Annotated in this window: 15 protein-coding genes; 7 read left to right on the forward strand and 8 right to left on the reverse strand. The window is 60.1% G+C overall.

Annotated elements, in window-relative coordinates; translation table 11 throughout:
* Positions 1-169 precede the first annotated feature (169 nt).
* From AC2A1N_RS20505 to AC2A1N_RS20515, 3 genes are all read left to right on the forward strand, one after another.
* The gene (locus AC2A1N_RS20505; protein ID WP_484373332.1) at positions 170-886 is read left to right on the forward strand and encodes a hypothetical protein; all 717 of its coding nucleotides are present in this window, start codon (positions 170-172) and stop codon (positions 884-886) included.
* A gap of 245 nt (positions 887-1,131) precedes the next feature.
* Positions 1,132-1,764, forward strand: a complete 633-nt coding sequence (locus AC2A1N_RS20510; protein ID WP_484373334.1) for a Cap15 family cyclic dinucleotide receptor domain-containing protein — start codon at positions 1,132-1,134, stop codon at positions 1,762-1,764.
* On the forward strand, positions 1,761-2,891 hold the full coding sequence (locus AC2A1N_RS20515) for a hypothetical protein (RefSeq protein WP_032966722.1): 1,131 nt from the start codon (positions 1,761-1,763) through the stop codon (positions 2,889-2,891). Before AC2A1N_RS20510 ends, AC2A1N_RS20515 begins: the two co-directional genes overlap by 4 nt.
* A gap of 205 nt (positions 2,892-3,096) precedes the next feature.
* On the opposite strand, the gene AC2A1N_RS20520 is transcribed toward AC2A1N_RS20515, so the two are convergent.
* Positions 3,097-4,191 (reverse strand): site-specific integrase, encoded by a 1,095-nt coding sequence (locus tag AC2A1N_RS20520; protein ID WP_050557867.1) that lies wholly within the window; start codon positions 4,189-4,191, stop codon positions 3,097-3,099.
* 156 nt (positions 4,192-4,347) lie between these two features.
* On the opposite strand from AC2A1N_RS20520, the gene AC2A1N_RS20525 reads away from it, so the two are divergent.
* Together AC2A1N_RS20525 and AC2A1N_RS20530 are read left to right on the forward strand one after the other, a co-directional pair.
* Positions 4,348-4,629, forward strand: a complete 282-nt coding sequence (locus AC2A1N_RS20525; protein ID WP_032966721.1) for a hypothetical protein — start codon at positions 4,348-4,350, stop codon at positions 4,627-4,629.
* Between the two features lie 777 nt (positions 4,630-5,406).
* Positions 5,407-5,745, forward strand: a complete 339-nt coding sequence (locus AC2A1N_RS20530; RefSeq protein ID WP_484373337.1) for a DUF3653 domain-containing protein — start codon at positions 5,407-5,409, stop codon at positions 5,743-5,745.
* A 61-nt stretch (positions 5,746-5,806) separates the two neighbouring features.
* Here AC2A1N_RS20530 and AC2A1N_RS20535 read toward each other — a convergent pair whose 3' ends face one another.
* The 7 genes from AC2A1N_RS20535 to AC2A1N_RS20565 form a co-directional block, all read right to left on the reverse strand.
* Positions 5,807-6,241 carry a DUF4124 domain-containing protein gene (locus tag AC2A1N_RS20535; RefSeq protein ID WP_484373339.1) on the reverse strand — a complete coding sequence of 145 codons (435 nt, stop codon included), beginning with the start codon at positions 6,239-6,241 and terminating at the stop codon, positions 5,807-5,809.
* 137 nt (positions 6,242-6,378) lie between these two features.
* Complete coding sequence (locus AC2A1N_RS20540; RefSeq protein WP_484373341.1) at positions 6,379-7,005, reverse strand: TraX family protein; 627 nt, start codon at positions 7,003-7,005, stop codon at positions 6,379-6,381.
* On the reverse strand, positions 7,002-8,207 hold the full coding sequence (locus tag AC2A1N_RS20545; protein WP_484373343.1) for a zonular occludens toxin domain-containing protein: 1,206 nt from the start codon (positions 8,205-8,207) through the stop codon (positions 7,002-7,004). Before AC2A1N_RS20545 ends, AC2A1N_RS20540 begins: the two co-directional genes overlap by 4 nt.
* On the reverse strand, positions 8,204-8,494 hold the full coding sequence (locus AC2A1N_RS20550) for a DUF2523 family protein (protein WP_484373345.1): 291 nt from the start codon (positions 8,492-8,494) through the stop codon (positions 8,204-8,206). Before AC2A1N_RS20550 ends, AC2A1N_RS20545 begins: the two co-directional genes overlap by 4 nt.
* Before the next feature lie 32 nt (positions 8,495-8,526).
* On the reverse strand, positions 8,527-9,618 hold the full coding sequence (locus tag AC2A1N_RS20555) for a hypothetical protein (protein WP_484373347.1): 1,092 nt from the start codon (positions 9,616-9,618) through the stop codon (positions 8,527-8,529).
* A gap of 437 nt (positions 9,619-10,055) precedes the next feature.
* Positions 10,056-10,997 (reverse strand): SseB family protein, encoded by a 942-nt coding sequence (locus tag AC2A1N_RS20560; protein ID WP_049401588.1) that lies wholly within the window; start codon positions 10,995-10,997, stop codon positions 10,056-10,058.
* A 164-nt stretch (positions 10,998-11,161) separates the two neighbouring features.
* Positions 11,162-11,272 (reverse strand): BPSL0761 family protein, encoded by a 111-nt coding sequence (locus tag AC2A1N_RS20565; protein ID WP_311184678.1) that lies wholly within the window; start codon positions 11,270-11,272, stop codon positions 11,162-11,164.
* A 336-nt stretch (positions 11,273-11,608) separates the two neighbouring features.
* Here AC2A1N_RS20565 and AC2A1N_RS20570 point away from each other — a divergent pair, with 336 nt between their 5' ends.
* Together AC2A1N_RS20570 and AC2A1N_RS20575 are read left to right on the forward strand one after the other, a co-directional pair.
* A complete protein-coding gene (locus tag AC2A1N_RS20570; protein WP_224482004.1) occupies positions 11,609-11,851 on the forward strand; it encodes a heavy-metal-associated domain-containing protein in 243 nt (80 codons plus the stop codon).
* Between the two features lie 137 nt (positions 11,852-11,988).
* Positions 11,989-12,384: a hypothetical protein gene (locus AC2A1N_RS20575; protein WP_005413404.1), complete on the forward strand. Its 396-nt coding sequence runs from the start codon at positions 11,989-11,991 to the stop codon at positions 12,382-12,384.
* The last annotated feature ends 38 nt before the right edge of the window (positions 12,385-12,422 follow it).

Consider the following 12,422-nt stretch of genomic DNA (forward strand, 5'->3'; position numbering starts at 1 on the left):
TGTGCGGCCGGGAATGCGTTCCAAGTTAAGTCGTGACGCTAAGGGCATTTGGCCGCAGTGGCAGGCCTCACCCAGGCATGAGTCTAGGTAAAACCCCTTAATCGTATCGACCATCAGCAGTCAGACTCACGGGGCCGCCTATTCGGCCGAAAAATCGGGCAAAACAGCAATGGCAAACATCGCAACTTCGATCCACATCGAAAACAATGACTTGCTCTCTCTGTGCGAAGATTTCTATAGAAGCCTCGACCAGGTAGCCAAAGTTGCAATTGGCAGCACATACACGCAAGAACTTTTGTCGCTGGTCGAACTCAGCGGGTTCGCTAGGCTAAGCGACGATTTTCCTGATGGCTACACAACCATCATAAGCGCTGATGACCTCAGTGCGTATCTTCGAGGCGGAGAGTATGGCGAGATGGTACGCAGGCAGTGCGTTGTAAGCATCTGCGCATGCACAGAGGCTTTCGTAAGCTCGCTGTTCCCAATCATGGGGCTAGAAGAGTCAGATGGAGAAAGGTATGGCGAGTTCGCAAAGGAATTTAATGTTGATGTGCAAAACGGCAACAAGGTGCTCAGGAAGATCTATTACATCTACAAGCATCTCAAGCCGGCACTAAAGTTTGAAACGTCCAACTGGGAAACTACGCAGTGCCCACGCATGTTGGACGAGATGTTTACGATTCGGCACACCATAGTCCATTTCGGCGGGATGGTGAAAAAGCCGGCGCACCGCGAAAGAATTGGCAGGTTATTTAGGCCCGATGGCGACGAATTGTCGCTCAGCCCGAATTCAATTGACGACTTCATTCATCGTGCGACCATAAACCTTCATGGCCTTATAAGAAAAGTTGATGCATACATCACTCATATCAACAAGAATGAATGACAAAATGCTCAACTGGGCGCAAGTTCCGCTTCACGATTATTGCACGCCAGAAGTGCGGGCGTGACGGCGTTGCTCTAGAGGTGGCGAGCAGTCATGTCCGTAAGATCGCATAGGCAATTCGATGCCGAAGCCATAGCCTTGGTGCCTGTCTCAGTCAGTGCGACTGACCGGGGCTATAGTGAATGACGCTAGGGGCGCCCGATATGGCGCGGCACATTAGTGACTCAAGCAATGGGGCAGAAGGCATGAGGAGTCATGAGCACGTCCTGCTGGACGGGATCAGTCGAGCGAAGATCGGCCGTTACTTGGGGACTGCGGCAGCCGCCATTTCAGCGGGCATTGTCTACTTGGTCCTGCGGGTGATCGATCTGGCCGCAAGGTACGGCCTACCTGCGCACCTGACGCCCTCGGTAATGGCGCTCATCGGTGCGGGGGCCGTGTACCTGATCCTCTATTGGCTATTCGACCGCCACCTCTGGCGAATTCCTTGGCTGTCACGGCTGCTGAAAGTCCCCGATCTGCAGGGGCAGTGGCGCTGCGAGGGGACTTCGTATGGCGGGGCGGACGATGCGTCGGCGCGAGACTGGACCGGTACGGTGTCTATTGCCCAGAGCTGGGATCGATTACGAATTCGCTTGACCACCGAGCAATCCGGGTCCGATAGCGTGGTCGCGGCACTGATGCACGATGAAGCTGGTGGCTACCGGTTGTTTTATAACTATCGCAATGATGCGCGTATCGATCAACCTAATCTTGCCAATCACGTAGGCTTCTGCGACATGACTGTCAGCGCGGACCAACAGCAGGCCGAAGGTGACTATTTCAATGGTCGAGGGCGTGCGACCTACGGTCGAATGCGCTGGAGGCGCCAATCATGACCGCAATCGATCATCGGCTCCAGAAGCTGCGCGCCCGGCGATCGGGTGCTGACCGCTCCGCCGCAGTTGCCGCGGATCAACAGGTCGAGATCCTCCGCAAGCAGCTCTTGGGGGAGGCCTATGAGCGGCGGGCCGGGGGCAAACCATCCACCCGCTACGCCTTGGGCGCCATGCAGGAGGTCGATCCCGACTACACGCGCATCAGCGTCGAGACCGCCAGCCGGGTCGAGAACCAACTGCGACAGCGGTTGGCGGCCGAAGGACTCGGCACCACCTATCGTTTGCAGGGTTCGGTGCCATTAAATGTGCATATTCGGGGCGTCAGCGATGTGGATCTGCTGACGATTGGGCTGGGTTCGTTGTATTACGCGCCAGGCGGTGTTCGGGCCCAGCGCGGAGCTTACTCCCCGCCGGTTCGCGACACCCTGCTGTTGCTGCGCGATCTACGTCGCACGAGCGAGTCTGCCTTGCGCGCCGCCTTTCCGGCAGTCGACGTAGATGCGACCAATGCAAAGGCCGTCAAGCTCAGCGGCGGCTCGCTAGCTCGTCCTGTCGATGTCGTCCCTGCGGTGTGGTGGGATACGTTGCAGTACCAGCTTAGTGGACTGGAATACGATCGTGGCGTCTCTATCTACCACAAGTTCGACCACGTTACGATCGACAACTTGCCATTTCTCCATATTAAGCGGGTGTCAGACCGAGATATTGTGGCGTTCGGCGGCCTCCGCAAAGCGATCCGGCTATGCAAGAACGTCAAAGCCGACGCAGAAGAGGAGGGCACGATGATCGGCTTATCCAGCTTTGAGATCGCCGGCTTGCTCTATCACGCGGACCTGGCCGCACTGCGCGCCGGCGCGCAATGGGAGCTGGCAATCCTGACGGAGGCGCAACGGCACTTGGATTGGTGCTATCACAATCCCACCGAGGCTCAAGCGCTGATGACGCCCGATGGTTCGCGGCGCATCCTGGATACGCCCGAGAAAGCTGCCGCGCTGTGGCGACTATCAATGGAGATGGACAAGCTGTTGCGGCAGGTGGCGCGGGAACAGGATTCGACCCTGTACATGCAGGAATCCCCCAGCCTGGAGAACAGTCGACGCGCGGTGGAGCATGTGATCGTCCAATAGGAATTGCGCGCCCCAGTCGTAGTGGCATCGAGGACCAAGGGCCGGCCCGCGACTATCAAGCAGGCCCGCGGCCGCGTTGGTGTTGACGGCGCCGGCCCGGAGGTGGTCGACCGCTGACCGCAGCCCATGGTCGGTCATGGTCATCAAGGCGGGCGGGACGATGCCCTGACGGGCAGGGCGGCTTTCGCCGCGACTGCCAAGGCAGTCAATCCGAAGTTGACTTTATTGAGCGTTCCAGCATTCGGGCCGCCGGATTCGTTTCGGCTGCACCGGCTTGATAGTAGCCAATTACACTCACCACCGATCGGTGATCGGTCATTGCCATGATGGCTGGCAGGGCAATTCCTTGCCTAGCACCTTCCGTCACGAAACCCGATCGTAGGCTGTGACCGCCAAAGCTCCCCACCAACCCGGCAGCGCGTGCGCGATTCTGGATGATGGTGGCCACCGACTTCGGTGACAAGCCGGCCCCAACTTTCCCGCGTGTTAATTGGCGGAAGAGGGCACCCTCCTGCAGTCCAGCCGCTTCGATCCAGGTGCGAAGCGCTTCGGCCGGTGGACCTAACAAGGGCTTGTCCGGCGAGCCGCCTGCTTTGACGCCCTCCTGAAGCGTTTTACCGACATCCAGGTGGTAGAGGTACCCGCCGTCGATCGGCGCAAGCTTGCTCAAGGCGGCATGGGCCGTCTCGCTCCGCCGGCGCCCACCACTGGCGAAGGCAAAGTAGAGCAGGGCACGATCACGTTTCCCAACAAGATCGTCCTCACAGGTCGCAATCATCGCCATCAATTCGGTCGCAGTGATCGCCGTCTTCTTGCTCGGCCGCTCGCCGCGCTTATGTGCGGCGCGACGGCCCTTGGCCAACAGCTGCCGAACCTCGCTGCTTTCGCAGGGATTGGCCAGCTTGAGCAATTGATGGGCGCTGGAGAGCACCGCAACGCGGTGGACGATGGTCGACAGCTTGAGCGGTCCTTGGCGCTGCTTGAATTTGCCTTCTACCAAAAGCGCATCCAGTGTCGGCGGCAGCTCCCAGGTCAGGGCGTCGCCTGAGCGCCGGGCCAGATGATCGATGATGAACTGGATCACGCAAGACGCGTCGACCGGCATGGCGATGACCACTCCGTAGCGGCCTTGGTACCAGGCCGCCCAGTAGCGCAATGCGGTGGCGTAACTGCGCGTGGTGTTGGCCGAGGCCGCTTCGGCGAAGACTTCGCGTACCGCGTCCGCCGAGGACTGCGAGAGCTGCGCCACGGTCGGTTTGGCAGGAGCCGCGGTGGTCAGAGTTGGCAGGAGGTCGCTCATAAGTGATTGAAAATATAGCGCAAAAATCTCCCGAGTTCCGATAAATATATCTTATCGGAACCATCAAAGAATAGGGCGGGGCAGCCATTTTCGCGACGTGTATCACACTTGCTATGATCGCGCCGACACACTGAGTGTCACACTCGAAGGATCGAAATGGCCGTCTATGTAGTGACCTGGAACTTGAACCGCGAAGCGAACTACGAAGCAAAGCGGACAGCGTTTCTGAACCACCTGAATCGGCACGAAAACGTCGCCGATCCCGGCCTTGAGACCGTGCGATGGATCTCAACGAGCCTATCCGCCGACGCTCTATGCACCGATCTCAGGCAGCGTCTTGATGGGAACGACCGGATCTTTGTCACCCATGTCTACACAGGCAGCCACCAAGGCTACCTATCCAACACGACCTGGGCATGGATCAATCAGCGGCTGTGACCCTGAGGGACGTATTCAGTGGCGCCTCCCAAGGCACCACTATGGTCCTCGCCACAGCTGGAACTATCGCGATCCCGGCAAAAGAAGATGCTGGCCTTGGAGACTGCCGTAGCGTGACGTACATCTGCCATCAGTCATGCAGCCCCGAGCCCGCCATCGGACAAACTCAAAATCAAAGAGCGCGCCCCTGCAGATCTCGGTTTAATCAGGGCAGGAAGCGCGGGCCTGCAGGCCCAGATTAGCCGCACGCGGAGCGGCGCGCGATTTGCCAAGGCTTGCTCCCCCAGCGCCCAGAATCACCGATACGCAGACCGCGATCTTCGCCGGTGGCACAAGGGTTCACTCGCAGGTTAAATTGAGCAACCACCAACCGAGACTCTTGGGGCAACTTGTCTGCCGTTCGATCAAATCTGGGGCATCAGTTTCGTAGCTTCGTCGAATTAGGGGCGCCTTGATGGGAGTTCCGTCAAATGTGGGGCGACTTTCCGTAGAAAATGGGGCGACTTTTCGTAGTAGGTGGGGCGACTTCTCCCCGTCAATCAGATACGGTGGTGCGGGTCGAACTCAATCATGCCGCGATCTCATCCTTGGCCGGGGTCCCAGGGCGCAGGCAAGAGCCGAGCCAGAGGCCCAGCCATTGCCACGCGGAAGAGACGAAGGCTCGGATTCGGCCTGCCCAACATTTCGCATAATGTATATTATGTTCAAGATGCTGCGGGTGTGGCTGGCACGGCTCTTGCCTCGCCCCCTGTCCCTGTTGCGGCATGGAGCCTGATTGTGCGTGATCGGAACCTAACCGGCCCTTGGGCCGGTTTTTCGTTTAAGGCTGGACGACTGGTCACGCCCGAAGGCCGCGAACTGGAACCGCAGGATCTGGCATGGCTGTCGCTCACTGCTGCCCAGGCGCAGGAATGGCGCCGGATGATGGAGGCCGGCCGCGCGATCGGCAAGCCCCGGAAACCCTTGTCCTTCAACGCCGCCAGCGTGGTGAACCTCTCCGATGCCTTGGCACATCGCCGGGAAAAGCGGTCATCGGTGGCGATGGCTGGCCCCGACGCCGAGCCACCTGCGGCAGTCCTGCAGGTACCGGGGCCGAGACCTCGCCAGCGCGTGTAAGGCGCTTCCGTAGGGGCGCTGCCCCTACACCCCGGTGAGAATCGTTCCCACCGGCCAAACGCTACTTGCAGGCCGACCACACCATATCATCCATGCGGCGGCCGACCATGTAAGGCCGGTTGGAGCCGTACATGCGAAAAACACGCTCGCGCTCGGCCTTGGCGGCTTCGCACGCGTCCGGGTCCCTGTACTGGGAAATACTATGAAGACGAGCGCCGCCACCGCCATTCCGATAAACAGGCTGCGTTGGTGCAGACCGAGGCGCGATAGACGCTGAATTCTGCTGTCGAATGGCGTCGAGGCGGCGCTCATTCTCAATAACGCCCTCAGATCGAGGCGCGACCTCCACGGCCCACGTCTTGGCCGCCTCACCATTGGCGCACGGCGTTGACTGGTATTCGATCACGGCCTTGCTGACGCACTTGTAAATCTGCTGTGCGGCCGCAGGCGCGGCGAATGCACACAGCAGCAATCCGGCTGCAATCCTTGTGAACATGGCTTCCCCCTGATGCTGGGCGAAGCTTACCGCCTCGGCAGCGGCCGTGTCCTGGCTTTAGCGTCGGCTATACCGGTTGAACGCCCGATCCATCCATCGGGCCACCCAGTAATGCACATCAAGGTATTGGCGCAGGTTCATGGCGGCAGTATAAGCGCCACCAGCCCGAGGCAGGCAAGATGCCCCACGTAGTAGCCGTAGAACGCCCAGCGGCCACGCGGGACCAGCCACGCCACACGGGAAAGGCCCAGCGCCACCGGAATCGCCGCCAGCGCCCACTGGTTGCCGTTGAACCAGCAGATCGCGGCGAACGCCGGGACCAGTAGCCCGTACTGCCGCCGCCGGAAGGCCAGCCATGCCAGCAATACGAACCCTACCCCGGCCCATTGGTAATCCACGAATGCCGGCAGCACCACCGCGGCGAATGCCAGGAAAACCCACTTACGCTGGCCGGCTGCATAGATAGCAGCGGCACACAGGGCGAAGGTGAGCAGGATGTTCAACGGCAACCAGTACCCGAACGCCAAAGCATGCACGGGCTGCGCGATCAGGCCCCACATGCCGAGCCTGCGAACCGACTTCACCGCATCGGCGCCGGGCTGGGCGAGGTTGTAGGCCATCACCAGCGCGAACAGGGGAAATGCCACCCTGCCCGCCTCGCTAAGACCTGGCACATAGCCACCGTAGATGACCTTGGCAACGTGGTCGCACGTCATGAGAACCACGGCCAGCCACTTCATTACCTCGCGTGCGCTGCTGGTCATAGCTTGTTCGGCCCCGCCGCCGTGGTCATGTAACTGGTCGTCGCGTGAGGCGGTGATTCCGGGAATGTGCCCATAGCCCGCTCAACGTGCTGCAAGGCCACCCCGCCAGCCTCCTCGCGGATTCGCCGCGCTTCCTGCTGATAGTGCGCCGACTGCTGTAGGTCGTTCATGCGCCGGGCCTCCGCCTGATTGGTATCAAGGAAGGGCTCGTACTGCCCATTCACCGCGATCATGCGGCACTGCTCCTGATCCATCACGTACGTGGTGCCCTGCTCCGTCTTGCAGCTGCAACGCCCGATCTGATGGTCGCCGTTGGCATCGAGCCCATCGCCGGACGCCATGCAGTAGACCCGAGGCGGCTGATTGGTGGGAATCGACAGGCTGTCATACGCGGGTGCAGTCCACGGCTGGCCCTGAATTCGCGGCGTCACCCATGCCACGTAGTCGCTACTCCGGGTGACCGCCGGGGGTGCGGCTTGCGGCGCGGCTGCGACCGTCGCTCCCGCTCCGTTCTCCGCCGCTTGCTGCGCCTCTGCCTTGGGTTGCCCCGTTTCGAGCTCCCCCGATAGCTGGGCATGAACGCGATTCACGGACCACCATGCGCCTACGATGACCGCAAGCAACAACGCTGCCGCTGCCGGGTAATACCAGGGAATGGCCTTCTCGCTGGTATCCATTACGGTGGACTCATAGAGCCCCATCGGACGCTTGGGTAGCTTGACCCGCTTCAAGATCAGCGGGTGGCCCTTCTCCGGGTTCTTTTCGTAACGGTCGAAGATACGGAGATGCGCGAACGGCAAGCCGAATCGACGGCGCACATGCACGTGCCGCTCGATAAGGTCCTGCACGAAGTCGTCGCACTGTCGGTCAGGCGACTGGCTAACGAAGATGAAGTCCAAGCCGCGATGGCGATGCTTTGCCAGCTGCTCGACGTGATGAGGCACAGCGGAGCCGGGCCGACGCTTAGGCAACATGCCATGTTCGTATGCCTCATCGACCACGCACACCGCGCCATCGGGAAGGAAGTTGGGCCAGTCGCAGAACTGCTCCGGCGTCATCGGCAGCATGCGTGCTTCGTCGTGCTTGAAACCGCGCACGTTGCACACGTAGACCAAACGGCCCTCGTTACGGAAATCGATCGCGTGATCGATCGCATGCAGCGTTTTACCGTGTCCAGGCTGGCCCGTATACCAGTAGATCATTCCTTGGTCACTCCCAGCTGTTGAGCCTGCGCAGTGGGCATCGGAATGATCTTGAACATGAAGCGCACAGACAGCGCTGACAGGATCATGCTCATGAACACATCGAAGCCAACAGCGCCGATGAAGTTGTGCGCCCAATCCGGCAAGCCGCTGAAGTAGTCAGAGATAGCCGAACGCAGCTGCGGAAGGAGCTGGTTGACCGAAACCAAGGTAATACCGGCCGTTGAAAGGGCCTTGGTCACGATGCGCCCAATGCCACCAAAAAGGACGGTCCAGACAAGGTTCACGGCACGCGTGATCCATTCCCATATAGAACCCATCACGAATCTCCAAACACGATGCGGAATGAAATGAACATGCCAAGCAGAAGCATCACGGTGCGCAACGCTGAGATCAGCGGACACCACCACGTCTGGCCGTCAAGGGGGACCGTACCAAACCTGCCGAAGTCAATGGTTCCAAGCTGCGGGCAACTGCCGCCGCCGAAGCCAGTCTTGTCAATGAGCTTGTCGTCAAACTTCCATGTCCACTTGCCGGGGCCGTCCACGTCTTCCGCGCCCTGATGAGGGTCGCCGCCGGTGCCCTCGCCCGACCCGGGCTTCCCGGCGCACAGCTGTGCACGCTGCGCACGAAGCTGATTGGCCTGTATCGAGTCGCCCTCGACCGAGAAAGCCGCCTCGCAGTTGCCAACATCGCCTGTGACCTTGGCGGAGTTTGCCTTTTCAGTGGCACACCGCGTCGCCCAGGTCTGCATTGCAATCATGCCGAGAATTGGATCACCGCTGGTCGTAGGCGGTGCCCCGCAGTCGCCGCCGCCACTAGCACTATTACCGTTGCCCTCGCCCTCTTCACCATTCCCGTTGCTGCCGCCAGCCCCGGGGCCGGAGCCATCGCCGGGCGTGGGCTGGTTGCCATTGGGCGTGCCCTGATTGTTGTAGTTCTGCGTATTGGTGGTGTTACCGTTATTGTTGTTCGTGATGTTCGTGGTGCCACCACTAGGCTTCCAGTCCTCGCCAGGGCGATTGGTAGGCGGATTCGGCGGCGTGTTCGGCGCGCTGATGCTCGCAGCCTCAGTGCGCGGGTTGTTCGTTGCGGTGTGGCCTTTCTCGTTCGCCGTGTCACTCGCACAGGTCCGGAAGCCACTTGCAGTAGAGATGCAGGTTCTATCCTTTGACTTGCACACGGTGTAGCTGCCGGACTGATGGCAGTACTCATCCTTCTTTTCAGGCTTGGGCTGCGTATCGTCGGGGGTGCAGACCCCTCCGGTTGCTTTCCAGGTGCCAGACCGAATCGCAATAGCGTTCGGATTGTTGTTCTCGCGCAATGAGAAATTGACGGAAGGATCAAGGTTTGGTTGAACCTTGCAACCATTGTCACAGACGCCGCCGCTGTAAATGGTGCCGTTGATCATTCCCGCTTGACCATCAACGCGAGAAGAGCAAAGGCCCTTGTAGTAGAACCCTCCACGGGAGTACACGCCTCGCGGAGTGCCATCTGCAGCAAGACCACGATATGACAGGGTGTACATGCCTGTGGCAGAAGTGCCCGTAGTGCAGCTACGAGTAGTGACCTGAACGATATTTGAGTTCTCTGACAAAGGGTCGAATGCCATGCAGGCCAAATAGAAGGTCGGCAGGGATTCGTGAGAAAAACAGCCGAATCGTCTCTAACACCATGATTCAACGAGGAAACACCCCTCGACGTCAGGCAGTTCGTGGATTACAGACCTAGGCTTGATTGAACCAGAAGCCGCGTGACACAGGCATTCCTGGAGTACTGCTCAGGCACGCGTGCCCTTCTTGAATATTGGATTCAAGAGTTTCCACGCTCCTGACCCAACGGAAACCTTCAAGAAGGCTCTGACCGTCGCCTGATCCATTGCAGTAGTTCCTCGTGCGGGATCGTACGTCCAGCGTCGACGTCGGCCATACCCTCGCGGGTCCGCCGTTCCTTCTCTTCCTCGGTCAATCCCGGAAGGAGTGCTAGTAGCTTATCTTCAGGGCTCATAGGCCGATGAGCTGTGCTCAAGTTGGCTTGATTCTCGTGAAAAAATATGGGCAGGATCTGGGGATCATCCAAGCCCGCCGGCAAAGGCAGCGATACGTCGTGGACCGCCAAGTCGATGATGACGTCCAAATCTGAGCATAAGGGCTGTATGGCGGTGGTCACCAGACGAGCCGCCCGCTCGGCGAAAGCCAGGTCCACCACCAGCCAGATCAACAGACCGGGAGGCTGTTCGACGCCCCCTGACGAGTGAGTTTCCAGGAGATAGGCCGACGAGACGAAGTCGGCGTGCTCAAGGCTGCCGCTGATGGCCGGAGCGAGCCAAGCCGGCGCGGCCTGGGCAGGTCTCACCGCGAACTCCGCCGGCGCCAGACGTTCCACCCTGGCCAGAAAGCCCGTATCCAACAATGTCGCAACCTCTTCCGGGTACAGGACAACGCCGCCGTAGTTGGGATTGAGCATCAACGTCGCGCCGCGAGTACCGGTTAGCAGCTCACGGCCTGAAACTCCCAGAATTCTGACAGCAGACGAGCTGGCCGCCTGCGCCTTGTCGAGCGAGGTAAAGAAAGGGATCGCATCGAAACCGTCAGGATGGCGGAACTGGACCAGCCGCAGTGTCTGCGCGTCGTCCGAGATGGGCGCATGCACGTACACGATCGCATCCATCAGTCGCTTGAAGAATGCGCGTTCCTCGGCCGCACTGTCGCGGGCCCGTTCAAAGGAAGCCTCCAGCGCTGTCTCCGCAGACGTAGTCCCTCTTCCACGCGGCCTGCTCGGTTGCTTCATGGTCAGATGCGATGAGGGCCAAGCGGGTACCCGGAGAACCAATCCGCCTCGATCTCGCTGCTCAGGTAGGGTCGTACGAAGGCCGACTGGGTCAGCGCTCGCAGCCGCTCTTCGTGCTCAGCAATCGCCTCGATGTCGCTGACGGTTGGATAGTGCCGCAGCAGTCAATATGCCTCTTGCCGCACCTCTTTAGGCACGGCTTGGCTGGCCGCTAGCTGCCTGAGGAACGCGCCCGCCTGCAGCACATTGCGGGTGCGCTCAGATGGCATCGTCATGACATCAAGAATGACTAGCACTAAGGAATGCTTAGCTTATCGCGTTTGTGGCCGGCCAGGGCACGGTGCAACTACAGACCTTGCGATTCCTGTATTAATGTAATATAATCAATAACTTAATTCGCATAAGTGAGCGTTATGTCCATGGAGTGAGGGCCAATAGGAACGAGCAGGTAGCCTGAGCCTTCCCATGATGGGAAGGTCAACAACGCGGGACGGATTACCACTCAACTTGCCTGTCGTTTGACCTTCCCACCGTGGGAAGGCTCATCGTCACGCCGTCGGCAAACCGCCGATGCTTTTGGAGGGTTGTCCATGAATCTCGTTGTTGAAGGTATGACCTGTGGTCACTGTGTCCGAACGGTCACCCAAGCCATTCAGGCCCTTGACCCCCACGCCCAGGTGGACGTCGATCTGGGCAGTGGCGTGGTCAAGATCGAGGGCCTGCTTGCCGTAGAACAGGCGGTTGAGGCTATCCAGCGGCAAGGCTATGTGATCGCTGCGGTGCTCCCTTCTGAGGCTGGTACGCCGGCCGCCCCGGCCGTCGCATCCTCCTGCTGCGGCGGATGCCACCGCTGAGTCCGCGCGAGGGCTTGATCCTGATCAATGACAGTCGGCCCCAAGAGGGCTAGACTGGCCATCATGAGAGCTCGCACGTCCCCTGCCCTGATCTGCCCAGCGTCCGCAGGCGCTGCTTCGGGCGTGCGGGAGCTGTCATGGTGAGGCTGCTGAGGCGATGGCGGCGACCCCGTTCTCGTGCCCGACTGGCATGGCTGGGACTGTGGGCGCTGCTGCTGCAGCAACTCGCGCTGGTGGCTTACGCCTGTCCGCTGGAATCGGTGGAAGCTGGACAAGCGACCCTGATGGTCGGTTGCGAAGAGATGTCCACGCCGGATCCCGATGCTCCGGCGTTGTGCGACCAGCATTGCCAGCGCGATCACATCGCCACGGCCGATGCGAAGGCCCCTCAAGTGCCTTACCAGCCCGCGCTGGCCGCCTTCGCGCTGGTGCAGGCTCTGTTGCCACCGGTACACGCGCAGTTGTATCGGGATGTTCCGGTGTGCGTGTCCGATCCGCCTCCCCTGCAGCGCTTCTGTAGCCTGCTGATTTAAGCCCCCTCCTGGATTGACCCGTGCTCGTGCTGCATGCG

The organism is Stenotrophomonas maltophilia group sp. SKK55 (assembly GCF_057179845.1).